General features: G+C 32.8%; 25 protein-coding genes. 5 read left to right on the top strand and 20 right to left on the bottom strand.

Features of this window, described 5'->3' with window-relative positions:
* Window positions 1-13 precede the first annotated feature (13 nt).
* Both HM982_RS12450 and HM982_RS12445 read left to right on the top strand, forming a co-directional pair.
* The gene (locus tag HM982_RS12450; RefSeq protein WP_179353572.1) at window positions 14-790 is read left to right on the top strand and encodes a polysaccharide biosynthesis/export family protein; all 777 of its coding nucleotides are present in this window, start codon (window positions 14-16) and stop codon (window positions 788-790) included.
* Between the two features lie 18 nt (window positions 791-808).
* Window positions 809-3,178 carry a GumC family protein gene (locus HM982_RS12445; RefSeq protein WP_179353571.1) on the top strand — a complete coding sequence of 790 codons (2,370 nt, stop codon included), beginning with the start codon at window positions 809-811 and terminating at the stop codon, window positions 3,176-3,178.
* Window positions 3,179-3,325: 147 nt separating this feature from the next.
* Here the strand turns inward: HM982_RS12445 and HM982_RS12440 are convergent, their stop codons facing one another.
* From HM982_RS12440 to HM982_RS12405, 8 genes are all read right to left on the bottom strand, one after another.
* Complete coding sequence (locus tag HM982_RS12440) at window positions 3,326-4,414, bottom strand: AMP-binding protein (protein WP_179353570.1); 1,089 nt, start codon at window positions 4,412-4,414, stop codon at window positions 3,326-3,328.
* Between the two features lie 2 nt (window positions 4,415-4,416).
* A complete protein-coding gene (locus HM982_RS12435) occupies window positions 4,417-5,379 on the bottom strand; it encodes a CPBP family intramembrane glutamic endopeptidase (protein WP_179353569.1) in 963 nt (320 codons plus the stop codon).
* A 2-nt stretch (window positions 5,380-5,381) separates the two neighbouring features.
* Complete coding sequence (locus HM982_RS12430; RefSeq protein WP_179353800.1) at window positions 5,382-6,416, bottom strand: o-succinylbenzoate synthase; 1,035 nt, start codon at window positions 6,414-6,416, stop codon at window positions 5,382-5,384.
* Between the two features lie 4 nt (window positions 6,417-6,420).
* On the bottom strand, window positions 6,421-7,110 hold the full coding sequence (locus tag HM982_RS12425; protein WP_179353568.1) for a DUF2490 domain-containing protein: 690 nt from the start codon (window positions 7,108-7,110) through the stop codon (window positions 6,421-6,423).
* 222 nt (window positions 7,111-7,332) lie between these two features.
* Window positions 7,333-8,148 carry an alpha/beta hydrolase gene (locus HM982_RS12420; protein WP_179353567.1) on the bottom strand — a complete coding sequence of 272 codons (816 nt, stop codon included), beginning with the start codon at window positions 8,146-8,148 and terminating at the stop codon, window positions 7,333-7,335.
* Window positions 8,149-8,189: 41 nt separating this feature from the next.
* Window positions 8,190-8,867, bottom strand: a complete 678-nt coding sequence (locus HM982_RS12415; protein WP_179353566.1) for a metal-dependent hydrolase — start codon at window positions 8,865-8,867, stop codon at window positions 8,190-8,192.
* 157 nt (window positions 8,868-9,024) lie between these two features.
* Window positions 9,025-9,930 carry a 1,4-dihydroxy-2-naphthoate octaprenyltransferase gene (gene menA, locus HM982_RS12410; RefSeq protein ID WP_179353565.1) on the bottom strand — a complete coding sequence of 302 codons (906 nt, stop codon included), beginning with the start codon at window positions 9,928-9,930 and terminating at the stop codon, window positions 9,025-9,027.
* A 15-nt stretch (window positions 9,931-9,945) separates the two neighbouring features.
* A complete protein-coding gene (locus HM982_RS12405; protein WP_179353564.1) occupies window positions 9,946-10,785 on the bottom strand; it encodes a 1,4-dihydroxy-2-naphthoyl-CoA synthase in 840 nt (279 codons plus the stop codon).
* A 118-nt stretch (window positions 10,786-10,903) separates the two neighbouring features.
* Here HM982_RS12405 and HM982_RS12400 point away from each other — a divergent pair, with 118 nt between their 5' ends.
* A complete protein-coding gene (locus HM982_RS12400; RefSeq protein ID WP_179353563.1) occupies window positions 10,904-11,326 on the top strand; it encodes a hypothetical protein in 423 nt (140 codons plus the stop codon).
* Here HM982_RS12400 and HM982_RS12395 read toward each other — a convergent pair.
* The 3 genes from HM982_RS12395 to menD all read right to left on the bottom strand — a co-directional run bounded on the left by HM982_RS12395 (window position 11,318) and on the right by menD (window position 14,506).
* The gene (locus HM982_RS12395) at window positions 11,318-12,148 is read right to left on the bottom strand and encodes a CvfB family protein (protein WP_179353562.1); all 831 of its coding nucleotides are present in this window, start codon (window positions 12,146-12,148) and stop codon (window positions 11,318-11,320) included. The genes HM982_RS12400 and HM982_RS12395 overlap by 9 nt on opposite strands.
* Window positions 12,149-12,301: 153 nt before the next feature.
* The gene (locus tag HM982_RS12390) at window positions 12,302-12,643 is read right to left on the bottom strand and encodes a DUF2853 family protein (protein WP_179353561.1); all 342 of its coding nucleotides are present in this window, start codon (window positions 12,641-12,643) and stop codon (window positions 12,302-12,304) included.
* 102 nt (window positions 12,644-12,745) lie between these two features.
* The gene (gene menD, locus HM982_RS12385; protein WP_179353560.1) at window positions 12,746-14,506 is read right to left on the bottom strand and encodes a 2-succinyl-5-enolpyruvyl-6-hydroxy-3-cyclohexene-1-carboxylic-acid synthase; all 1,761 of its coding nucleotides are present in this window, start codon (window positions 14,504-14,506) and stop codon (window positions 12,746-12,748) included.
* Between the two features lie 253 nt (window positions 14,507-14,759).
* On the opposite strand from menD, the gene HM982_RS12380 reads away from it, so the two are divergent.
* Window positions 14,760-17,984, top strand: coding sequence for a S41 family peptidase (locus tag HM982_RS12380; RefSeq protein ID WP_179353559.1), 3,225 nt, complete (start codon window positions 14,760-14,762; stop codon window positions 17,982-17,984).
* Here the strand turns inward: HM982_RS12380 and HM982_RS12375 are convergent.
* The gene (locus HM982_RS12375) at window positions 17,981-19,099 is read right to left on the bottom strand and encodes a chorismate-binding protein (RefSeq protein WP_179353558.1); all 1,119 of its coding nucleotides are present in this window, start codon (window positions 19,097-19,099) and stop codon (window positions 17,981-17,983) included. The genes HM982_RS12380 and HM982_RS12375 overlap by 4 nt on opposite strands.
* A 3-nt stretch (window positions 19,100-19,102) precedes the next feature.
* On the bottom strand, window positions 19,103-19,528 hold the full coding sequence (locus HM982_RS12370; protein WP_179353557.1) for a PaaI family thioesterase: 426 nt from the start codon (window positions 19,526-19,528) through the stop codon (window positions 19,103-19,105).
* A gap of 54 nt (window positions 19,529-19,582) precedes the next feature.
* Between HM982_RS12370 and HM982_RS12365 the strand changes: the two genes are divergently transcribed.
* The gene (locus HM982_RS12365; protein ID WP_179353556.1) at window positions 19,583-20,221 is read left to right on the top strand and encodes an alpha/beta hydrolase; all 639 of its coding nucleotides are present in this window, start codon (window positions 19,583-19,585) and stop codon (window positions 20,219-20,221) included.
* A 64-nt stretch (window positions 20,222-20,285) separates the two neighbouring features.
* Here the strand turns inward: HM982_RS12365 and HM982_RS12360 are convergent, their stop codons facing one another.
* The 7 genes from HM982_RS12360 to HM982_RS12330 form a co-directional block, all read right to left on the bottom strand.
* A complete protein-coding gene (locus HM982_RS12360; RefSeq protein ID WP_179353555.1) occupies window positions 20,286-20,606 on the bottom strand; it encodes a YtxH domain-containing protein in 321 nt (106 codons plus the stop codon).
* Between the two features lie 104 nt (window positions 20,607-20,710).
* Complete coding sequence (locus HM982_RS12355) at window positions 20,711-21,259, bottom strand: 1-acyl-sn-glycerol-3-phosphate acyltransferase (protein WP_179353554.1); 549 nt, start codon at window positions 21,257-21,259, stop codon at window positions 20,711-20,713.
* Between the two features lie 98 nt (window positions 21,260-21,357).
* On the bottom strand, window positions 21,358-22,440 hold the full coding sequence (locus HM982_RS12350; RefSeq protein ID WP_246296782.1) for an iron-containing alcohol dehydrogenase family protein: 1,083 nt from the start codon (window positions 22,438-22,440) through the stop codon (window positions 21,358-21,360).
* A 40-nt stretch (window positions 22,441-22,480) separates the two neighbouring features.
* On the bottom strand, window positions 22,481-23,200 hold the full coding sequence (locus HM982_RS12345; RefSeq protein WP_179353553.1) for an HAD family hydrolase: 720 nt from the start codon (window positions 23,198-23,200) through the stop codon (window positions 22,481-22,483).
* Between the two features lie 66 nt (window positions 23,201-23,266).
* Complete coding sequence (kdsB, locus tag HM982_RS12340; protein WP_246296780.1) at window positions 23,267-23,995, bottom strand: 3-deoxy-manno-octulosonate cytidylyltransferase; 729 nt, start codon at window positions 23,993-23,995, stop codon at window positions 23,267-23,269.
* A 52-nt stretch (window positions 23,996-24,047) separates the two neighbouring features.
* A complete protein-coding gene (locus HM982_RS12335) occupies window positions 24,048-24,608 on the bottom strand; it encodes a DUF4126 domain-containing protein (RefSeq protein WP_179353552.1) in 561 nt (186 codons plus the stop codon).
* Window positions 24,609-26,051, bottom strand: a complete 1,443-nt coding sequence (locus HM982_RS12330) for an ATP-dependent DNA helicase (protein ID WP_179353551.1) — start codon at window positions 26,049-26,051, stop codon at window positions 24,609-24,611.
* Between the last annotated feature and the right edge of the window lie 40 nt (window positions 26,052-26,091).

The following is a 26,091-nucleotide window of genomic DNA, read 5'->3' as shown; positions in this document are numbered from 1 at the left end:
TAAATAAACACAAATGAAAACACGATTCCTTATCATCTCAATATTAGCAATAATTACTGCTACGTCTTGTGCTTCAAGAAAAAACATCATTTATTTTCAAGATAAACCACTTGAAGAGGGATTGTTTACATCAGAGCCAATTCAACTAACTTACAAACCAGATGATATATTAACTATTAATGTGTCTGCTTTAGATCCAACTACTGCAATGCCTTTTAATCTTCCTGTAGTTTCAAATAATACTACCGATTTAAGAAGTGCTCAAGGTGCCTTACAACAACAATCATATTTAGTTGATTATGAAGGTAATATTGAATTCCCAGTATTAGGAACTATTAAAGTTGAAGGTTTAACTCGTAAAGAATTAACAACCCTATTAGTCGATCGTATAAAAGTTATGGCTAAAGACCCTATCGTTAATGTTAGGCTAGCCAATTTTACAGTTACAGTCATTGGGGAAGTCTCTAGTCCAGGGACTTTTACTATGCAAGATGAACGCGTTACTCTATTAGAAGCATTAGGCTACGCTAACGATTTAACTATATTTGGTAAGCGAGATAACGTTAAGCTAATTAGAGAAGTTGATGGCAAAAAGAAGTTTGCCAATATTGATTTAACATCTATAAATGTAGTAAATTCACCTGTTTATTATTTGCAACAAAACGATGTTATTTATGTTGAACAAAATAATGCTAAAGTCAGATCTTCTACTTACAATCAAAATAATGGTGTTTTAATTTCAGCAATAGGAACACTTACAACCATATTAGCTGTATTCTTAATAAAATAGTATAATTTATTATCTCTTATGGAAACAAAACCTAATCAAGTTAGACAAAGTGTAGACTTATTTTTTTCATATTGGAAAACAATTCTCTTTTGTGTAATTATAGCATTATTTCTAGGTTACACCTATCTGCGTTATGCAACTTATGAATACAATGCCTCTGCAACCATTAAAATAAGAGATGAAAAACAGTCTAATAAATTACCATCTATCGAAGAAATTTCGAGCGATGGATTGTTCTCAAATGGTACTGACAAAATTAAAGATGAAATTGAAACTCTTAGATCTAGGACGTTAATTGAGAACGTCATCAAACAATTAAATCTTAATGTTAGATATTTTACAGAAGGAAGTATCATTGAGCGAGAAATATATACTAACCCTCCTGTAAAAATCAATTTTTTTGCTAGCGATTCAATCATACATAAAGTAGACACCACCTTGTATATTAAGGTGAAATCTGCGACTGAATTTTTAGCCTTTGAAAAAAAAGGCAAATCCTTAATTGATCGTGATGAACAAGAAGGTGTAGCCTATAAATTTGGCGCCCGTATAAAAACAGGTTTTGGAGATATGGTATTAACACCCAATATCGACAAACATGCACCTAAAATTGGTAGTAACTTAAAAATATCAATAACTTCAATTAGTAAGTTAATAAATGGCTATCAACGAAGAATAAATGTAATGACAGACAAAGGATCTAGTGTCCTTAAATTAAGTTTAAATGAAAGTAACTCACACAGAGCTGTTGACTTTTTAAATCAGGTTATTAAAGAATATAACAACGATGTTTTAAGAGATAAAGAAGCCGTAGTAAAAGCGACTTCTGACTTTATAAACAATAGACTTCAGCAGGTTTCTGTAGAGCTTGAACAAGTAGATTATACAGCAGAAACAGCACAAAAAAATAATAATTTAACTGCCTTAGGGTCTCAAGCAGATCTTAATCTCCAAAGTGGTCAACAATTACAAACACAAATATCAGCTACAACCAATAATATACAAATGATTTCTTTTTTAGAGGATGAAGTTCGTAGTGAAAATAGAACTAGCGACTTACTTCCTGCTAATATTGGTATTGGTGATGCAAATACAGCACAGGTTATAAAAAGTCATAACGACTTAGTAGCGGAACGAGATCGACTCCTTAAAAATTCTTCTGAACAAAACCCAATTATCATTCAGTTAAATGATCAAATTTCTTCATTAAAAACCAACCTTCAAAATTCGTTAAAGAACATGAAGGAAACCTCGCAACTGACATTAAATAGTTTAAATAGAGATAATGCAAGAATCCAAGGACGACTTTATTCTGCACCAACTAAAGAGCGTCAGTTTAGAGACATTAAAAGACAACAAGATATAAAAGAAAGTCTTTATCTTTATTTATTAGAAAAACGAGAAGAGTCAGCTATAAGACTAGGCATGTATACCCCTAATGCTAAAATTATTGATAGTGCTCACTCATCACATAAGCCTGTTGCTCCAAATGGGATGTTGATTTATATTGCTTGTATATTATTTGGTTTGAGTATTCCTATCGGATTTATTTATGTCACTGATTTATTAAATACTAAGATTTATAAAAAAGAGGATTTAGTGAGTATACTAGACATCCCTTATTTAGGAGATGTGCCTAAAACTTCTAAAAAGCATAAATTGGTAAAAAAAGTCGACTACTCACCTAAAGCAGAAGCTTTTAGAATTATAAAATCGAATTTAGATTTTATGTTAAGAGATATTAAAGGACACTCTAAAAAACTATTTATAACCTCCACTGTACCACAAGAGGGTAAATCACATACAAGTACAAATTTAGCGATGTCCATTGCGTATTCTGGTAAATCTGTACTTTTAATAGAAACAGATATTAGAGTGCCTAAAATATTGGAATATCTTGATATTAAAGAGAAACCTAGTCAAGGACTTTCAGATTATTTAGCAGACAAATCTGTTAAGCCACAGGAAATCGTATTAAAACATAAAGACACTGAATTCTTAGATATTATTTCGTCTGGTACGATTCCTCCAAATCCATCTGAATTATTAATGAGCGACAGAGTTGAAGAATTACTTAACCATTTTGACTCAAAATACGATTATATTATTGCAGACACCTCTGCTGTTGGAATTGTAAGTGATACACTTCTAATTTCTAAGTTGGCTGATATGTTTATTTATGTTGTAAGTGCCGATAAAATTGATAGTCGCTTACTGCAACATGTAGCAAAACCATTATACGAAGAAAAAAGATTACCAAAATTAACCATGCTACTCAATGGTGTTAGCTTAGGTAAAAAAGGTTATGGCGGCTATGGTTATGGTTACGGTTATGGTAATAACCCACAGCGAAAGAAAAAATGGTATCAATTTTGGAAATCTAAGTGATTATTAAATTTTTCTGATTTCCTATAAAAATAAAAAGCCATTACAGGAGTAATGGCTTTTCTTTTATCTCATTTTTTAATAACCTCTAATCTAAGCTACCTTATGGTTTACCTAAATTAATGAAACCTCTAATTATATAGAGTTCGGTTAACTACCTAAAGCAGCTTTAATCGTTTTATCTCGTTGAATTTTTCCATTCACAGTTTCTACAAATTGACTGGTTGTGTAAATTGCTTTTGGAACATCAAACTTTGACAAGCCCTTAAGATGCTTAATTCTATTATTTATGCTTTCAATAGAATCTCTTGGGTTTTCAATAATTAAAATAAGTTTTTCACCTAACTCCGCATCATCTTGCCCCGCTAAAATAAAACGTTCATCAATTATAGGTTGTAGTTTTTCTTCAATCTGTTCGGGGAATAATTTAACACCTCCTGAATTAATCACATTATCAAAACGTCCTAAGAGTTTAAAACTAGTTTCTGATGCTAAGTCAACGATATCATTAGTTACTAAAGTTTCTTCCGCGACTAAATTTGGTGCATGAATCACTAAACAGCTTCTTTCATCCACTTCAAACTTAATATTTTCTAAAGCATTAAAATACGATTCCTGATCTCCTGATTTAGACTCTAACGACCTTAAAGCTACATGTGTCACTGTTTCAGTCATTCCGTATGTTTCGTAAAATTTGGGTTTAGAATTTTTAATTTGCTCAAGAAGTGGCTTCGTTACTTTAGAACCTCCAACAATAATGGTTTTCATATTATGAATATGATTAATGGTATGTTTTACTTGAAGCGGAATCATAGCACAAAAATCATAAGACTTTTCATAGTCAAAAACAGGATGAGCAGTTGGCTCTACAAAATCGATTTCTAAACCTAAAACCAAAGCGCGAACAAACATCATTTTACCTGCTATAAAATGGCTAGGCAAACAATGTAAAGCTTTGTCTCCTGGCTCTAATCCAAAGTAATTACCTGTAGCAATAGCTGAGTTAACCATGGCTTGTTTTTGTAATTTAATTTGTTTAGGCGAACCTGTAGACCCCGATGTTGTAACAATTAAATAATCCTTATGATTTAACCAATCGATTAAAAAATCACCGGTTACTTTTTCGTAAGGCTGTCCTTCTTTTATAAGGCTGTAGGCTACTTCTTTTAATTCTTCATGACTAAAATGAAGGCCATTAAATTTAAAACGGTTATGTACTTTGTCGAATGTTGGTGTCATATCTATTCAATTATTTTATAATCTTCTTTTGGTGGCTCTGTTACTTTTCCAAATAATTTAGCTTTCCAGTTAGTCCAGCCGTATTTTTTAGAAAGAATAAGTAACAATATAGGGTAAACGATTAATACTGGTGCCACAATTTCAGTTATAGTCATTTTAGCTGGATCTGCAGTATGGGTTAGTAATGCATCGGTTTGTAAAGCAGACCAATCTGAAGTCACTAATAATGCTACAAACATATTATTGGCAGCATGAAAACCTAAGGCGAGCTCTAAACCTTCGTCCATTAAAGTCATGATTCCCAAGAGCAATCCTGTGCCTATGTAAAAGACCATTATAATTGGCCCTAATTTTTCTACTTCCGGATTAAAACCATGTAATAACCCAAAAATAAGCGATGTAATCAGTAAAGGAAACCATCTATTTTTCACTATCACACCAAAACCTTGCATTAAATAACCTCTTAAAAAATATTCTTCAAAACTGGTCTGTAGTGGAATAAAAACAACGACTATAGCACAGAGAATTAAAAAAGGCTTTAAATTTAAATTAAAAACATAATCCTCTGGCGCTAAATAGAATGACAAATAAGTAGACCCTATTGAGAAAATAGCCCAAATTATAAAAATGAACCAAAATCGTTTCCAATCTATTTTAGGTCTTGTTGTTGTTAGCTGTAGAAATGATTGTTTGTGTAGTACTTTTGATGTTAAAACAATACCGACCAAGCCTACTGCAAATGAAATTAGCATTAAAAATAGAAATAAATTATTTCCTAATAAATTTGCCATAGAAGCAATATCTGTAGCCACACTCATGTCTGCGCCATTCAAAACTTCAATTCCAATGAAGATAAGTAAAGGAATCATTCCTATAACTTGCCAAAAGAAGAATACGACTACTATTCCTATGACATATCGCCACCAATCATGTAGTGAATTATAGGCTTGTTGTATATAATCCATAGTTAAAAATTTAATTCCCAGGGTTGTTTTGAATTATAATGCAAAGTACCATTTTTTACGCTTAATGGCGAAGGAAAATTGTTAGTAAATAAGCTTCCTGTGCCTAAACCTTGTGGCATTTTATTTTTTAAGGTATAGGTCCATTGTGAAATGGCATTTAAACCAATATTACTCTCTAATGCACTTGTGATCCACCATTTAATATTTTGACTCTCTGCACTATTTATCCACTGCATACTTCCAGTAAATCCACCTACCAAACTTGGTTTTAAAATAATGTATTGTGGCTTAATAGCTTGAAGTAATTCGCGTTTTTCTACTTCTGAAAACACACCGATTAATTCTTCATCTAATGCAATTGGTAAGGGCGTTACTTCACAAAGTTTTGCCATAGCTTCAAATTGCTTTGGTTTTATGGGTTGCTCAATAGAATGTAATTGATATTCTGAAAGTTGCTTTAGCTTTTCTAAAGCATCATTTGGAGAAAATGCTCCATTAGCATCAACACGTAATTCTATATCTGAAACTGAAAATGTTTGTCTTATCGACTTTAAAATATCTAATTCGGTTTGAAAATCAATCGCTCCTATTTTTAATTTAATACAATTGAATCCTGCTTTAATTTTAGCTTCGATTTGATCACGCATAAAAGCTTCAGTTCCCATCCAAACCAAACCGTTAATAGGAATAGCATCTTTTCCAGAAGTGAAATTGGAAGGGAATAATTGAAACTTATCAATACTTTCTAAGGATTTAAAAGCGGTTTCTAAACCAAACTGAATACTCGGAAATTCAATGAGTTCGGCTATTAAAACATCTAAACCAAGATTTATATTTTGACAAGTCCATTTTAGTTTAGCTTCATAATCTGGTCTATCATCTATAGATAGACCTCTTAAAATACCACACTCTCCTATTCCAGATTTACTATCTGATTCTAATAAAATAAACCAAGTTTCCTTAGTTGTCATCACACCTCTAGAGGTGCCACTTGGTCTTTTAAAATCTAGGATATACTTTTTATAATTGGCTTTAATCATGTTAAATAATGTGATGCATGCTTAGTTGTAGTTGACCTTTGCCCCAATTTACTGTTTTTTGATTCATCCACCCTAGCTGAAAACGAATATTTGGATTTAGAACATAACCTAAACCTAAATACGTTCGGTTTCTATCAAATATCTCAACTTCATTTCCATCGCCAATATCGGTAGATCCGTTTATAAAAATCTCGTTATATAAAGCGGCATAGATGCTTTTGGGTTCTAATTGGGTTTTATTGAGTGGAATATTTAAAAATAAATTATAACGATAACGTGTTCTAAAATCTTGATTCTCTACAAAGCGTTGTTCATATCTAAACCGATGTGTGAAGTAAAAACGATTTCCTACTTTTTGTGGAATTAAGGCTTCTTGATAAATTCGATTTTCATAGGACTCTTCATCACTTTCTCCATAATCGCCACTCGTAATATTTCCATAGCCTAAAGTAAATGTTATATCAGCATTTTTAGGTGAATAAGTAATTCCTGAACGCAATAATAACTGTTCCTTATCGCCTATACCTTGCCAATCTCTATATTGAAAATCACCTTGAATTCCCCATTGTCCCTCTTTTAATTGGTGTTTATAAAAATACATGTACCAAGCTCCTGTTTGTGATTCATCTATTTGTGAAAAAACAGTGGTTGCACTAAGACTTAATAAGAAAATAAATAATTTTAACTTCATAAATATTGCTTCGTCTTTAAAACATAAAAATACGTAGCTTCTATTTCTATTATGCTAAAAAAAAACTAATATTTAAGAAAAATAGTCGATTTAAGTTGTCTATTACTAGTTGAGTATGCTAATTGATTGCCATCAATTTTAAATCACGTTTTTATAAGAAAAAGTAATCGTAGTAGTAATTATGATTAATGTATAAATACAATAGTAATAAAACTCTGCATTCTACTTCTGTTTAAAAATCCAAGTCAGAGCTTCTTCTTTGGTTGCTCTAAAAATGGTATTATGCTTTTCGTCTGGCTTATCAGAATATGTCCAATTTAATTGCGCTGGCGCCTTATTTTCTATTGTTTTTGCTAGACTTTTAGTATATACAGAAATATCAGGACTATCTGCACCTGCAAACCAAAGCCTAATTTCTTTTTCTGGCAAATTTTGTAATAACTGTTCCGCATTTTGTTCTAAATAATGGTTGTTCCACCATAGGGATGGGTCCATAGCGATATAAAAATCGAAGGTATTTGGTTGTATTAATAAGGTTTCCATTACGAATAAACCGGCCAAAGACTCTCCAATAATTCCTTTTTCGTTGGTTGTTCTATATTTAGAGTTGATTACAGGCATTAATTCATCTGAGATAAAAGCGCGATAATATTTTGCACCATCAGTTAGTGGGCAATATTGTTCGTCTTCTTTCACTTCTGAAAATCCAGATAAATCTTTCCTGCGATCCGTATTTGCAATACCTACCAGTATAATTGGTGGGATACTTTTATTTTCAACAAGTTTAGCCACAGTATTAGCTATATGGGGAAAATCTTCTTGTACAATACCGCCATCAGGCATATATAATACAGGTAAAGAATCATTACTCGTTTTATAATTTGGAGGTGTCCAAACATTGATAATTCGTTCTTCTTTTAGTAACTCAGAATCAATTTTAAAATCATCATGTGGTGGCACTGGATCATTATATTGTGGCGCATTATTACAACTCAATAGCATGGCGGAAAACAATAATAGTAGTAAACTCTTATTCATAATTATATTTTTGGTTGATTAATACGATAAGAAACACAATGTTACAACTCCATAAGTTCTCCTATCTCGAGTAACATTAAGTCTTTATTTTTATCATAAAACTTTCGTTTAGCTTCTTCATGATTAATTTCAATATACCCAAAAGTATCATAATGACAGCCTAATATCTTATCGCATTCTATAAAATCACTTGCGATAATGGCATCTGAAACCCCCATTGTAAAATTATCACCAACAGGTAATATGGCTAAATCTAGCTTGGTTTGCATCGGGATTAGCTTCATATCCATCGTTAATGCGGTATCACCAGCTATATATATGGTTTTATGTTCGCCTTCAATAATAAAACCTCCTGGTTGCCCACCATAACTACCATCTGGAAAAGAAGAGGTATGAATAGCGTTAACATATTTAAGTGTACCAAATTCAAAATCCCAAGAGCCGCCATGGTTCATTGGGTGTCCTTCTAAATCTTTGTTTTGATAGTGGGTTACGATTTCAAAATTTGAAACGATTATTGCTCCTGTACGTTTAGCAATCGCTTCAACATCTAAAATATGATCTTGATGGGCATGAGTCACCAAAATATAATCTGCTTTTAGTGTTTCTATATCAATGTGAGATGCTTTTTCATTTGCAGTAATAAAAGGATCAACTAAGATATGAATATCCTTTATTTGAATACCAAATGCAGCATGACCGTAAAATGTAATTTTCATTTGTTATTGTTTTTATAATTGGCTAAAAGATACTAAAATATTCACTTTAAAACCATCTAAAAACATATAGAATATTTAATGTTATTTACGATGAATTTTTTAAACAGTCAATAATAATCTATGTAATTCTTAAAGAAATCGACTTATTACAAATCTATTAATACAAGATATAACCAATACCTAGTAAAATTGAAAATAAAAACGTAGAGAGCGCTAAAACCTTTAATTGACTATCAAAGTCATTAGCTATTTTAGCTTTTTTTATCTTTTTTACATGAATAATTAATGGCACAAAGGCAATGAGATAAAGAAAATTATAAGGTTCAACATAATACAGTAAGGAAAATATTACTGTAATTATCATCGCTCCTAAGATTAGAGCAAAATGATAGGTCTTAGCCCGATTCAAGCCTAATTTAACCGCTAAAGTAATTTTACCAGCGTTGGTATCAGATTGAATATCTCGCATGTTATTTAAATTCAAAACCCCAACACTAAATAACCCTAATGCTATAGCTGGAAGCACTACCACATGATTTAATGTGTGCATGTATAGAAAATAACTCCCTATTGTGCTAACAAGGCCAAAAAAGACAAATACAAAAACATCGCCAAGCGCTCGGTAACCATAAGGCGAACTTCCCATAGTATAGTTAATGGCTGCATAAACAGAAAAACCACCAAGTGCAATAAATAATAAAACGTATAAAAAATTACCAGAACCAAAAGCAACCCAGAGGAGCCCCAAAGTTAGCATAATAACAACAAGAATATTAAATCTAATAGCCTCAAACATTTCTTGTGGTGTAATTGCACCACTCTGTAAGGCTCGTTGTGGCCCAACACGTTCATCATTATCGGTACCTTTTACGCCATCACCATAATCATTTGCTAAATTAGACAACACTTGTAAACTTATAGTTGTTAAAATTGCTAAAGCGAAGATCAAAAAATCAAAATGACCGTTATAATAAGCGAAACAGCTTCCTAAAATTATTCCCGAAACAGAAAGCGGTAATGTTCTTAAGCGCATAGCAGAAAGCCATGGTTTAATTTTATTCATTTGAGTCAATTTAGATTAAGGAATCCATTTTTTAGCAAAATTAGGCTTTCTTTTTTCTAAAAAAGCATCTCTCCCTTCTTTAGCTTCATCAGTCATATAAGCTAACCTTGTGGCTTCACCGGCAAATACTTGCTGACCAACCATACCATCATCGGTAAGATTCATTGCAAACTTTAGCATTTTAATAGACGTTGGTGATTTAGCTAATATTTCTTGTGCCCACTCATAAGCTGTAGTTTCTAATTCTTCATGTGGAATAACAGCATTTACCATTCCCATGTCATAAGCTTCTTGTGCCGAATAATTTCTTCCAAGAAAAAATATCTCACGTGCTTTTTTCTGTCCAACCATTTTAGCCAAATAAGCAGAACCATAACCGCCGTCAAAACTGGTAACATCAGCATCGGTTTGTTTAAAAATAGCATGTTCTTTACTCGCTAAAGTTAAATCGCAAACCACATGTAAACTATGACCTCCACCAACGGCCCAACCTGGCACTACGGCAATAACAGCTTTTGGCATAAACCTAATAAGACGCTGTACTTCTAAAATATTTAAACGATGATAACCATCTTCTCCTACATAACCTTGGTGACCTCTAGCTTTTTGATCGCCTCCCGAACAAAAACTCCAAATGCCATCCTTAGTAGAAGGCCCTTCTGCACTTAATAATACAACACCAATGTTAACATCTTCATTTGCATCATAAAAAGCATCATAAAGTTCTGAAGTCGTTTTTGGACGAAATGCATTACGTATATCTGGTCTATTAAATGCAATTCTAGCAACACCATCACATTTTTGATAGGTTATATCTTCATAAGACTTTACAACTTTCCAATCTATATGGCTCATATTTATCATTGTTTAATGCGCAAAAGTAAGAAATTAATAATAATACTCTAAACTCTTTTTTTTACTTGATTTTATTAACTAAGTAAAATATATTTGCACGTCAAATTATTAATTGACAATGAATTACAACTTACCAACAACTAACAAACCTTTAAAAACTTACACTTTAAAAGTTGGAAAAATTTTTCTCTACGAAAATTTTGTTCTAACTGAGTTTAACGAAGGCGTAGATTTAAATTTTGAAAGCTTTAATGACGTTGCAGAAATAATTTTAATAAGCTATAGAGATAAACCATTTGGGTTTATAGCTAATAGAACAAACGCTTACTCTATTAAATTAAAAGATGTATTTGCTTGCAATAAAGCTTATAAAAACCTAAAAGCTTACGCTATAATAACTCATCACGGTCTTACCGAAGATATTATTAAAATTGAAAATCACTTCTTCAATTTTAATAGAAAAATATTTAGGGACTTTGAAAGCGCTAAGTATTGGGTTGAAGAAACTCTAAAAAAAGAAAACAACTTAGTTTTACAATAGATGTATACCGTCTTCTTTTATTTCTATTTGACGCTCTTTGTATAAGGAACCAATTGCCTTCTTAAAGCTCTTTTTACTCATTTGAAGCTGTGTCTTTATAGCTTCAGGACTAGATTTATCGTGAAGCGGTATAAAGCCACCATTATCATGCAATTCATTTAAGATATGTTCAGCATTAGGTTCAATATTTCTATAGCCTATTTGATTTAGTGATATATCTAATTTATTATCTGGGCGTACTTTTTTAACGATGCCCTTTAGACGATCACCAACACTCATATCTTTAAAAATGTCATCGTTAAACACTAAACCTAAATGGGTTTTATTTACAATAACATTCATTCCTAATTCTGAAGGATGAGACACAATAAGATCAACCTCGTCAAACTGAGCAACGGTTAATTCTTTATTATCTAAAAAACGATTGGTTTTACTCGATGCCACTAGACGTTCCGTTTCATCGTCTAAATAACAATGTACCAAATACCAGCCTCCTGTTTTCATTTTGAAAGCCTGCTCTCTAAAAGGACAAAACAACTCCTTTACCAAACCCCAATCTAAAAAGGCACCATAATCAGTAACTTGATTACAACGTAACAATGCAAAATCACCTTTTTTAATATAAGGATGATCGGTAGTTGCCACAGGTCTTTCTTCATTATCCAAATAAACAAAAACTTCAATTTTGTCACCAATCTCAAATATCTTAGGAACATAGCGATTAGGTAAAAGTACTTCCCCTTCTGCACCATCTCCTAAAAATAAGCCAGGTTCGGTATCTCTTAAAATCTCTAATGTGTTGTATTCGCCTAAGTGTATCATAGTGCAAAGGTAAATATATTTTTATGAGATTTTAAACTTAAAAAAAATTGATATGAACATTTTAAAAAGTGAATAATCAGTAAAAAAATAGTACAAAAAAAAGCGTTACAATTATTAAATCACAACGCTTTTATAGTCAACATTTAAGTTAATCTATGCATATACAGATTCTTTCTTAAAATGTAATGTCAATAAGTAATAAACTACCGCTCTATACTTTGTTCTATTAGAACGCCCATATTTTTCAATGACTGCATCAATAGCTTTATCTAATTCAGCACCTTCTTCTAACCCTAATTTTTTGATTAAAAAGTTGTTTTTTACAGTTGCTAATTCTTTTTCGTCAGAACCTGAAACTGTAGATGAATCTGCATTATAAATTGATGGTCCTAAACCTACAGTTACTTTAGTTAATAAATCCATGTCTGGAGTCACACCACATTTATCTTTTAAATCTGCTGCATATTTTACAATTAAATCATCTCTTTTGCTCATTTTAAATCTGTTTTAAGTTAAATAAATTAGTTTCCTTAAAGGTAGTTATTTTTTAGACACACTAAAAATCAAAAGGTCACTTCTTTAGGTAAAATTAATCCGTTATTTAATGAATTTAAAATAATCTAACAACATTTTATCATTGCTACGAGACGGCGTAAAAACCTCTAATAACTTCGGCTGATTAGACATGTTATAAAATGTATCTAATTGCTGTTCTAATTCTGTATTATTTTTAGCAACTTTATATTCAAAACCATACATATCACACAAATTTTTGGCACTTAAATGATGTTTAGTTTCAAAAAAAGTATCAAAATTTTCGGTATCTTTTTCACCAGGTAAAATTCTAAAAATACCGCCACCTTCATTATTAACCACAATTATTCTAAAGGTTTTAGGGATATAATTATTCCAAAGGGCATTACTATCATAAAAGAAACTTAAATCACCTGTTAGAAACGTTGTTCGCTGGTTTAACGCTACTGCTGCACCAATAGCTGTGCTTGTGCTTCCATCGATGCCACTTGTACCTCTATTGCAAAAAACAGCAATACTTTTAGGGATTTTAAAGAGTTGCGTATAGCGAATAGCAGAACTATTTCCCACCTGTAACAAACTCTGTTTTGGCACACTTTTTAAAACTTGATTAAAAACCGTAAAGTCTGAAAATGGTATCGTTTGCATATAATCTTCTTGCTTCTTTCTGCGTTTTTGACGTACAGCAAGCCACGTACTTTTGTAAGTGCTTTTGGTATGATGAGTTACTTGAGGTAAAAATGCATTTAGAAATGTATTCGGACTCAACTGAATATGCTTCTCTAAACAAAAAAATGTATCATTGGCTTTAGTCAGGCTAACATGACAATGAAAATCGGGTTGATAAGTTCTTAAAAATGCTTTTATCTTTTTTGAAACAATTAAGCCTCCAAAAGTGATTAACAAATCGGGCTTCAAGGCTTTAAAATCAGCGTCATCTAAAGGCGCAATCATTTTATCAATTCCTGGAAAAAAATCAGGATGATGTAGGTTTGAAGTCGTCTCTGTAAACACAATAATACTATCATCATCTGCAATTTCTTGCAACCATTGCTCCTCTATAGAATTAGGCTGTAAAACACCAACCAAAATCATTTTTCGTTTCGCATTATGCCAAATTTCTAAAAGGCTTTTTATTTCAAAAGCGTCAACTTTATCAACTCTATTCTGAATTTTATAAGGTTTCGGGTTAATCACTAATTCATCAACCTTATCATATAATGGCTCATCAAATGGACTATTAATATGAACAGGGCCAGAATTTAACTTCGCCGTTGTAAGTGCGTCGTGAATTTCGGATTCATTGTAAGTCTGAATATCTTTTTGAAGCCCTAAAAAACGTTCGAGTCTGTTTTCTAGACTTTTAATGATAGGCATCTCATTGGCGATAAGTGCATTTTCGCTTTCTTTTAAATCCAACTTTAAATTAGCACTATATAACACATGCTCACCATAAACATTTTTCTGATTAATTGTTTGGCCATCACCAATATCAATAAGGTGTTTAGGCCGATCTGCAGACAAAACAACTAGTGGAATATGACTGTAATAAGCTTCGGCAACTGCAGGATAATAATTTAATAATGCACTCCCAGAAGTACACACAACCGCTACTGGTTCTTGAAGCTGTTGAGCCATTCCTAAAGCAAAAAATGCAGCACAACGTTCATCTACAATACTGTAGCACTTAAAGAAATCATCATGTGTAAAACCAATAGTTAAAGGTGCATTTCTACTCCCTGGAGAAATAACAATATGTTTTAAATTATGCGTTTTGCATAAGGTAACAACGGTTTGCGATAAGGGTATTTTTGAATACTTCATATAAACACAAAATTACCTAATTTAAAGGGCTAAAAAAAATAAGAATCCATCAAAAAAAACAGCTTAAATTAATTAAAAATAATATTTCAAAACATCATAGGTATCCATAGACTTTTAAGTGTGATTAAGGCATAAAATCTATGTTTATAGCTTTTATTAGACCAACTTAATTATACTAAACCTTAAGCCATAAAAAACATGCATCATATCATAATTTTCCCTAACTTTCAGAGCGTATAAATACCCATTCCAAATGAAATATTACACTATCCTTATTTCTATTTTTACACTGTTTTATAGTGAAACAATTAGCGCTCAAAAAAATGCTGATTTATGGTTTAGAAACACGGCCATTTCACCTAATGGTCAGCACATTGCTTTTACTTACAATGCCGATATTTATGTCGTTTCTGCTAACGGAGGGAAAGCAAACCGAATAACAACACATAGTGCGTACGACACGAAACCTGTTTGGTCTCACGATGGGTCTAAAATTGCATTTTCATCTAATAGACATGGTAATTTTGATGTTTTTGTAATCAATTTAAATGGCGGAAACCTAAAACGTTTAACCTATCATTCTTCCGATGATTGGGCTACCGATTTTTCACAAACTGACGATGCTGTATGGTTTAACGCCATCCGATTAGACCATCAAAAATCTTTACTTTTTCACCAACTAGGAGAATTATATTCCGTTACACTAGATGCACAAACACCTTCACAATTATTAAGTATCCCGGCTTATGAAGCTCAAAATAATGCTCAAGGTGATATTCTATTTGAAGAAATAAAAGGTTACGAAGATCAGTGGAGAAAACACCACACGTCTTCTGTTACAAGAGATATCTGGATAAAAAAAGCTTCAGGAGATTATCAAAAACTATCCGCTTTTAATGGCGAAGACAGAAATCCTGTTTTTGGCTCTGAAGATTCCGTTTATTATTTATCTGAAAAAAATGGAACGATGAATGTACATCAGTCGTCATTATCTAATCCGGAAAAAACAACTCAAATTTCAAAATTTGAAATGCATCCTGTACGTCATTTATCCATTTCAAATAACGATTTACTTTGTTATAGTTTTAATGGTGAGATTTATACTCAAAAACCAAATGAGACACCACAACTTATTTCTGTTGATATTTCTGGAGACTTATCCTTACTACAAAACGAATTGCTTTTTGTTAAAGATGAAGTTGAAGAAATGGTGGTTTCTCCAAATGGTAAGGAGTTAATTTTTATCTACAGAGGCGATGTTTTTGCAACTTCAGTAGAGGGCAGCTTAACCAGACGATTAACTAAAACCCCCGAACAAGAACGGCATCTTACAATAAGTTCTGATGGACGCACCATTGCCTATGCTAGCGAACGTCGTAATAGCTGGAACCTCTACACGCAAACCCTTGCTAATAAAGACGAAAATTATTTTACAAATGCCTTAGAACTAAAAGAGGACACTTTACTAGAAAACGAAGCTGAAACATTTCAGCCAAAATTCTCTCCAACTAATGATGCTATCGCTTTCTTAGAAGACCGCACCAAACTTAAAACTATTAATTTAAAATCGAAAAAAATCACCACGATTCATAATGGTGAACAACATTTCTCTTATGCTGATGGCGATCAAGATTTTGAGTGGAGTCCTGACGGAAAATGGTTTGCCATTACCTTCTACCCTAATCGTTATTGGGTTGGAGAAATAGGAATTATGAATGCAAATGGCGATCAAAAGTTAATTAATGTTTCTAAAAGTGGGTTTAGTGACTCTTCACCAAAATGGTCTACAGACGGCAGTATTTTATATTGGGCATCAGACCGCAGTGGTATGCATAGTGTGGCCAAAACTGGCCCTACAGAGAGTGATATTTACGGCGTGTTTTTAACGCAAAAAGCTTTTGACAAATTCAAACTTAACAAAGATGAATTTGAACTTTTACACGAAGATTCCAAAGACGAAGACACTAAAAGTGACGATTCAAAAAAGAAAAAAAGTAAAAAAGAGGATGAACAGGAAAAAGCCATAAAAACACTCACGATTGACTTTGACAATCTTCACAAGCGAAAACAAAAACTAACCTTATTCTCTACCCGTTTATCAGATGCTCTGATTTCAAAAGACACCAAGCAATTATATTATATTGGTAGAACTGATAGTAAAGCCGACTTATGGAAACTCGACTTAAGAACTAAAGAAATTAAGTCTTTAGGTAAGTTTGGTAATGGAGGACGTTTAGCTTTTGATGAAAAAGCCAAGCATCTTTTTATCCTCAGTGGTGGTAAAATAGCAAAAGTAGAACTCAGTTCAGGCAAGAAGAAAAGTGTGAGTATCAATTCTGAAATGACATTTAATTTGTCTGCTGAACGCGCATATCTAATGAACCATGTGTCGAGACAAGTAAAAAAGAAATTTCAAGACCCCAATTTACATGGTGCGCCTTGGGATTCATTAACAAGTAACTATAAAAAGTTTGTTCCCTACGTTAATAATGATTATGATTTTAAAGATATTTTAGGGGAACTTTTGGGGGAATTGAATGCTTCACATACGGGTGCTAGATTCAGTAAAAAAAATGAAAAAGGCGACCAAACTGCTGCCTTAGGTGTATTTTACGACAGTGAATATAAAGGAAAAGGCTTGAAAATTTTAGAAGTCATGGAAGGCAGCCCTTTAATTCAAGGCGAAAAGAAAGTGACTTCAGGTGTAATTATAGAAGCTATTGACGGTGTAGAACTAACAGAACACATCAATTTTTATCGTGTTTTAAATCGTAAAGCAGGTAAATCTACTATTATATCTTATTTTAATCCTGACACAGAAACGAGATGGAAAGCCCGTGTAAAACCAATTTCTTTAGGGGCCGAAAACGAATTACGCTACCAACGCTGGATTGCTACCAACAGAAAGTTAGTACATCAATTATCTGATGGAAAACTAGGCTATATGCACGTTAGAAGTATGAGTGACGGAAGCTACCGTGAGTTTCTAGAAGAAGTCATGGGAGAAGAAATAGACAAAAAAGCCTTAGTCGTAGATACACGATTTAATGGCGGTGGCGATTTAGTAGATGACTTAACCACATTTTTAAGTGGAAAAAAATACATGGAGTTTAGGAACAACGGAAAAATTGTTGGTATAGAATCGCAACGCCGTTGGACAAAGCCAAGTATTATGCTCGTTGGTGAGTCTAATTACTCTGATGCCCATTGTACTCCTGCAGGTTATAAGGATTTAAAAATTGGAAAACTGGTAGGTATGCCTGTTCCAGGTACCTGTAGTTTTGTTTGGTGGGAACGCATTCAAAATGGAATTGTTTTTGGAATTCCAAACATGCAAGTTACAGATATGGCTGGCGATGTTTTAGAAAACAAACAACTAGAACCCGATATTAAAATTAAAAATGATTTTAATACCATTACAAATGGGCAAGACGAACAAATTGAAGCTGCTGTAACAGAATTATTAAAACAAATCTAACTCAGCACGGTATTAATTGTAGCCGTTTTATTCACTGTTTCGTCCCATTCATCTAATGGGTTAGAAGCTTTGGTTATACCACCTCCAACATAAATATTTGCAGTGTTTTTGTTGAGTTGCATACAACGCAGATTTACATAGAAATTTGATTGTGTTTTAATAACGGCATAGGCATTATTTTCAACATTACGTCTATTAGTGTTTCTTGTTTTGGCTTGCTTTAGGTTTAATTCTCCTAAGAATCCCGAATAATATTCGCGGTTATAATGTTCATTTTTGAGAATAAAATCTTTTGCTTCAGCTTTTGGAAAACCACAAACTGCTGGTGTAGGATGCAAAGCTTTAATAATAGCTTTTAAGTCCATTTCATCTTTAATAACACTCGTAATTTTAGTTTTTAGATGTAATAAGCTTCCTGCTTTAACCGTTACTACATCCGAAATATTCACAGTATTTGTATAAGGCTTAATTTGCTTAGCTATAAAATCAGTTACAATTTGCTGTTCTTCAAGCTCTTTTGGTGTCCATTTTACGGGTTCATCAGCATTATAAGGTTTGGTTCCTGCTAATGACATCGTTGTGAGTTGTTTTCCTTCAACTTTAAATAACAACTCTGGTGTAGCACCAATCCAAAGTCCAACCTTAGGATGAAACCAACAATAGACCATCGCATTTATGTACTTGTTATGGAGTCTCTTAAAAATGGTTAAAGGATTATTTGCTTGAAGTGTTTTTGTTTCGCACCGTGATAAAACCACTTTTTTAAAAGCGTTACTTTTTATACTTTCAACCCCTTTGGAAACTAGGCTTAGATGTTGTCTTTTTTGCTTTTCATCATGAATAATTTCAGAAATTTCAAAATTTTCAACATCTAAAATAGCGTCATTAATTTCAGAAAACATACAATCTGACTTAGGAAAAAGAATACTTTCTTCCTCTAAATTGAAAGGTGCAAATACAAAACCACTCTCAGTAAATGTGTTGGTTTTATGTAATTGCACATCCTTTTGTAACCAACAACTAATTGTTGAAGAATTAGGTTTACGATAAACAACAAAAGGTAAATTATTTTTGTGATGTTGCGCTAAAGCTTCAAAAAATGAAGTCACATTCATTTATTATTTCTTTTTGGGAAGTGAAATTGTAGATAATCTGCAAATTGAAATAACATTATCTGCCTCATCTGTTACTCTAATATCTAAAAGTTGGGTTGTTCTGCCCTTATGTAGAAAAGTTGCTTTGGCATAAATATAGCCTTCACTTATACTTTTAAGGTGATTGGCAGTAATTTCTAAGCCACGCACAAACCTATTTTCAGTATCATTAAAAATATGCGATGCAAAACTCCCAACACTTTCTGCTAAAGCCGCCGTTGCGCCACCATGTAAAACACCATCGGGTTGATGAACCTTTGAAGTCACTGGCATTCTTGCCACTAAAAAATCATCACCAAAATCTACCATTTCAATCTCTAAGGTTTCCATTAAGGTGTTTTTGCTTGCCGCGTTGGCCTGCGCTAAATAATCTTCTTTGGTTGTTGACATAGAAAAAGCGTAATTTTATAGTTGAATACAAAAATACTGAAACTACCTAGAATAATGAATTCACAAGAGAAAGAAATCACTTATACCACCAGCAACTCCTACTCTACTTTAAACCACCTCACGGCTCGTACAAAAAACGTTTGGTGGGTTTGCCATGGCATGGGTTACCTAAGCCGGTATTTTTTAAGATATTTTAGAAATTTAAACCCTGAAGAAAACTACATCATTGCGCCACAAGCGCCGAGTAAATTTTACATTCAACCCAAAATGCATGTTGGCGCCAACTGGCTTACAAAAGTTGATACTGTTGCTGGAACAGAAAACATTATGGCATATTTTGATGCCGTTTTTGAGGCTGAAAAAATTTCAGAAAACGTTAATTTCATTGTTTTAGGATATTCTCAAGGCGTGAGTGTAGCCTTGCGGTATTTAGCCAAAAGACAATTACAATGCAATCAATTGGTAATTCATTCTGGAGGCATTCCTAAAGAATTAACCGCTCAAAATTTTAATTATTTATCTAAAAACACCCAAGTAAAATTGATTTATGGTACTGAAGATGAGTATTTAGATGAAAAACGAGTACTGTTAGAATCTGAACGTGCTAAAATGCTTTTTGGCAACCGCCTAAGCATACTCCCTTTTAGTGGAAAACATGTTGTTAATGTAGAATATATCAATAATTTGGTTTAAACAGAACCGTCATTAATAGTATTAAGATTGCAATAGCTAAAAATGACGGTTCATTAATAAGCTATTAACTCGTCTTTTGAAACGTCTTATTCTTATCTTTTAAAATGGCCAATTGTTTTTCTAAAAATGAAATGGCTTGTTCCGTTTTGTAGCTCGATTTAGAAGCAAAATCTTCTAAATCTTCTTTAAATTTATCTTTTCCTGAAGTTGCTGCTTTAGATAAATCATCTTTGACTTCTATAAAATCTTTAGTGATTTGGTCTTTAATATCTCTACCTTCTTTTTTAAGCTTATCTCTGGTAACACTTCCTTTTTCTGGCGCTAAGAGAACGCCTACAGCAGCTCCTAATAATACGCCTGCCGCAAATATGCCTTTATGAATCATATTTTTTCTTTTTAATTAAACTTGCTTTACTTATGTGTCGTAAACTTTAGTGTTTTGTTACAAACAAATTCTATACCAAGCATTTACAAAAAGAATATCGGTGATTAACTATAGGCTTTTACTTTACCCTCTACGCCTTCGAAAAAGGCCTTTATAACTTTAAAATCAGCTTCAATATTATCGGTAGGATAAAATGGTTCTGATATTTTGTTTTGTTTATTTTTAAAGTCGAGCGTAAACATTATTATAGGCACATTAGCTGCTTTAGCAATGTAGTAAAATCCTGTTTTCCAATTGTCTACTTTTTTCCTTGTACCTTCGGGAGCTAAGGTTAGTCGGAACTCGTCGGCTTCTTTAAATAGCTTTGCAATAGCTTCCACTTTATTTTGTCCGGATGTTCTATCTAATGAACGCCCTCCAACAGCTTTAAAGTAATAGCCAAAAGGCCAAGCAAACAATTCCTTTTTTCCGACAAAATTAGTTTTAACGTCAGCAATTTTTCGTAGAAGGATACCAATATAGAAATCGTGCCAACTCGTATGGGGCGCAGCAATGATTACTGATTTTTTAATGGTATCTTTTGAAAAATTACTGTTACCAACAATCTTCCACCCCATCAGTTTAAAGTATATGAATTTAGCTAACCAGCGCATAAAACACTATTTTTAGTAATCATTATTAACTTTTTAAAAAGTGTTATGCTTGTTTTAAACAACATTACACAAGGGAATCTACAATCTAAAAACAGAGATTACATTTTTTTATAAAGTTGAAGTAATTTTTCTCTTGTTATGATGGTTTTCCAGTTTTTACCAATGGCGTTTTCCCAAAGTGGCTCTAAGCTTAGTGCGACATCAATCATTTTATCAAACTGTTCTGGCTCTAAATTGGCACAAATGCCTTGTGGTAGTTCAATATTATGTTTTGCTTTCATTTGCTTAAAGATAGCGACACCTTCAGGGTAATACTCTTCTAAATGATCAAAAACAATACAGTTACCAATACCGTGTTTTATTCCTAATAGATAACCAAGGCCATAGCTCATAGCATGAGCAACACCTACTTGTGAATACGCAATACTCATACCGCCATGCCAAGATGCCATCATTAATTTATCTTGTGCTTCTTCTTTTGTCAAAGAATTTTCTAAAAAGATTTCTTCACAGAGTTTATAGGCTTTTTCACCATAACTCTGGCTAAAAGCGTTTAAATAAGTACCTGTAAGAGATTCAACACAATGAACAAAACAGTCCATTCCGGTATAAAACCATTGATTTTTTGGCACATCTTTAGTCAATTCTGGATCTAAAATAACTTGATCAAAAGGTGTGTAATCACTATTTATACCTAGCTTTCGAACAGGACCTGTTAATATTGTAGTTCGGGAAACTTCAGCGCCTGTACCAGAAATAGTAGGAATTCCTACATGATAAATCGCAGGATGCTTAATTAAATCCCATCCTTGGTAATCTTTAGATTCACCTTTGTTGGTTAGCATTAAAGACACCGCCTTGGCAGTATCTAAAACAATACCACCACCAATACCTATTATACCAGATGGAAGTTCGCTATATTCTAATATGATATCTTCTACTAACTGATCAATTTGGTCGGTGCTAGGCTCTTCTAAAGTAGGGATATAAACAATTTTATCCTTGTAGGATAATCTAATTCTTGATGTTAACCAATGATTGCCTTTAAAGACATCATCTACATAAAATATAAATGGCGCATTACGTCCGTTTCGTTTGGGTGCTAGAATTTCGTCAAGCTGATTGAAACTTCCGCGTCCGAAAACAACTCGAGACACCATTGGATAATTTTTATATGTCATTTAATTTAATATGTTTAACAAAAGTAACAACTTAGTTTTACTATTTGGTATTGACTTCAGTGAAAAAATCTAAAATTTCAATTAAACTTTTTACAGTTTTATATTCTACTCCGTGAGTTTCTTTTTTAGTAACTTGCTCGTGTTGCCAAGTCGTATGAAATGGCACATGAATAGCCTGAGAACCAATACTTACCAGTGGTAAAATATCAGACTTTAACGAGTTACCAATCATTAAAAAAGCTTCAGGTTCTATATCTAGGCGTTTTAATAATTTCTCATAATTAGTATGGTGTTTTTCACTTAATACTTCTATGTGATGGAAATATTTTAATAAGCCCGATTTTTCTAATTTTCGTTCTTGATCTAACAAATCGCCTTTGGTTGCAACGATTAATTTGTAATCTTTAGAGAGCACTTTAAGAACCTCCTCCACACCATCTAATAATTCAATTGGCTTATTTATCATTTCCTTACCGATATCTAAAATCTGCGCAATAACAGTGTTAGATACAGTTCCGTTAGACAAATCTACTGCCAACTCAATCATTGATAAAATAAATCCCTTGACCCCATAGCCATAAGTTGAGAGATTTTTAATTTCAATTTTAAAAAGCTCCTGATCTATTTTATTAGGGGTTTCGTAATGCGATAATAGTTGTCCTACTTCTTCTTCAGCTTCTCTAAAATAAGTTTCATTTATCCACAGAGTATCGTCTGCATCAAAACCTATTACCTTTATATCTTTATATGCTTTAATCAATTTTTGTTTTTTACTCTGATATGTATTGTTTACGGTACAACTCTCGATTTATCCAACAAATGTTGTTTATTTCCACAAACGCTTTGCTTTTTCTAAATCTTCTGGTGTATCAATTTCGACACCTTGAATCTCTGTTTCAACCATTTTTATACGTTTACCATATTCTAAATATCGAATACATTCAATTTTCTCTGAAGCTTCTAAAAACTGCATTGGTAAAACAGTAAAATCTAACAGTGCTTGTTTTCTGAAGGCATAAACCCCTTTATGTTTAAAATAACGTGCTCCAACGTCTTTATCCCTTGGGTAAGGAATTGGACTACGCGAAAAATATAAGGCAAAATTATCTTGGTCTACGATTACTTTTACGGAATTAGGATTCTTAATTTCATCCCAATCTTTAATTTCAACCATTAAAGACGCTAAATCAATTTCTTTCTTTTCATCACCTCTAAAAACTTCGAGAACGCGTTCTAAACTTTTAGCTTCGGTAAAAGGTTCATCACCTTGCACATTTACCACTATATCGCAATCAATGTTAGCGACTGCTTCGGCAATTCTATCACTTCCCGATTCGTGTTCATTTTGACTCATAAGAGCTTTACCACCATGATTTACGATTTCATTAAAAATAATCTCACTATCCGTAACTACATAGACCTCACTAAATAAATTGGTGGCTACTGTAGCTTCATAAGTTCTAAGAATAACGGATTTTCCTGCTAAATTTTGCATTAACTTACCTGGAAAACGTGAGGCACTGTAACGTGCAGGAATCATGGATATAATTTTCATCTATGGTAAAATGAGTTGAAATTCAAAAATAAGATTTAAAAGATAATTTCTATCAATTTCGCCGTAACTTTTTATATAACTTAAAAATTATATAAAAGATAAATAGCACTAAAAAAATCGCCAAAATTGGTAAGAAAATAGAAATAATTGACATTACAACAGCGGTTCCTGTCTCAAAAGTAGAAATTATTGGGTTTCCAAAACCTGCTGTAGATACAGTTGACCCTAAACGGGTTGCACTAGCCGAACTTTTTACAGCAGCAGCCGTTCCACCCCCAGCAATAATGGCTAAAGCCCATGTAATTACAGGACTTAAATCGGCAACCGTAGAAACCATGACAGCTGTACCAGCTACTGTAGCCAATGGAATAGCAATTGTATCTAAAGCGTTATCTATAACAGGTATGTAGTAAGCTCCAATCTCTACAATTGTAGCAATACCTAAAGTTATAACTGCGGATGTGCTACCAATCCATAGCCAAGATTCATTTAATTCCCAAATATCAAAGTATGCAGCTAAACTCAAAGCAAATAGCGGAAAAAACACTCTAAACCCGACAGAAGCGGAGAGTCCGACGCCCAAAAATACACTTAAAATAGTTTCTGATATCATTTAAAAATTTTCTTTCTCTACAAACATATCATCCTTAAAACCAATTAAATAAAGCTTATCTTTCGCTCTAGTTATGGCCGTGTACAACCAACGAATATAATCTCTATTCATACCTTCTGGTAAATAAGGTTGCTCTACAAAAATTGTATTCCATTGACCACCTTGCGATTTATGACAGGTAATAGCATACGAGAACTTTACCTGTAAAGCATTAAAATATTTATTGTTCTTTACGCCTAAAAACCGCTTATATTTAGAGGGCTCCTCTTCATAATCTTTAGAAACTTCTTGGTACAATCTGTTTGATTCTTCATAACTTAAAGACGCACTTTCTACATCAATAGTGTCTAGAAGTAAAACGGTTTCAAAAGGTTTCATATTAGGATAATCTACTAGCCTTAGTTTTACTTCTGCAAATCTAAATCCGTAGAGTTCTTTTATACTAAAAATTTCTAGTACTTCAATAATATCACCATTAGCAATAAAGCCTGCTTCAGTAGTAGGTTTGATCCAGAAATAATTATTCTTAACGACCATTAAATAATCACCAGCCGACAATTCTGATTCGTTAAACAAAATCCGTTGTCTAATTTGCTGGTTATAGGCGTTTGCACGTTTGTTACTCCGAACAATAATAGCCGTTTCTTCGTAGCCGTTTGCACTGTATGCATCGTTAATAGCATCCATAATTTCGTAACCATCAATTAAGCGCACACTATCTGTAAAGCCATTTAAATCAAATTTAAAGCTTTCATATATCGTGGATTCTAAAACAGCTCTTAATTCTGTAGCATTGCTCAAAATCCCAGAATCTTGCTCTTGCCTTACCACTTCATCCAATTCTATACCAATAACATCTTTATTGTAGTTTAAACTGAGCCTATTATCATCTAAAGCCGGACTTAAATCTGATTTTACAGGTGGTAACTGTGCTTTATCTCCTATTAATAACAATTTACATTCGTGACCAGAATATACATATGACATTAAATCATCGAGTAAGGAATTGCTCTCAAAAGATTTAGAGTCTGAAGGCGTATCAGAAATCATTGATGCTTCATCTACAATAAAAATGGTGTTACGATGTTTATTGGGCTGCATTACAAAATTAACACCTCCTCCTCGATCTTTTTTAGGAAAATATATTTTTTTGTGAATGGTAAACGCTTCTTTTTTAGCATAATTTGAAATAACCTTAGCCGCCCTTCCTGTTGGCGCTAACAAAACAGCACTTTTTTTAGCTTGCCATAAATTTGAAACTATAGTACCTATTATACTTGTTTTTCCTGTTCCTGCATAACCTTTTAATAGATAAATTGAATTCTTATTATTATCAAAAATAAATTGAGACAATTGCATTAGCACCATATCTTGCTTCGATGTTGGTGCAAATGGAAACTTGGATTTTAATAGCGAATAAAATGCGGAAGCATTTGAAATCATACGGAAATTTAATAACTAGCAAGATAGCAATATTCTCTGT

It is taken from the genome of Winogradskyella vidalii, from assembly GCF_013403955.1.
GTDB lineage: Bacteria > Bacteroidota > Bacteroidia > Flavobacteriales > Flavobacteriaceae > Winogradskyella > Winogradskyella vidalii.
This window is presented reverse-complemented; position numbering and strand designations above follow the sequence as displayed.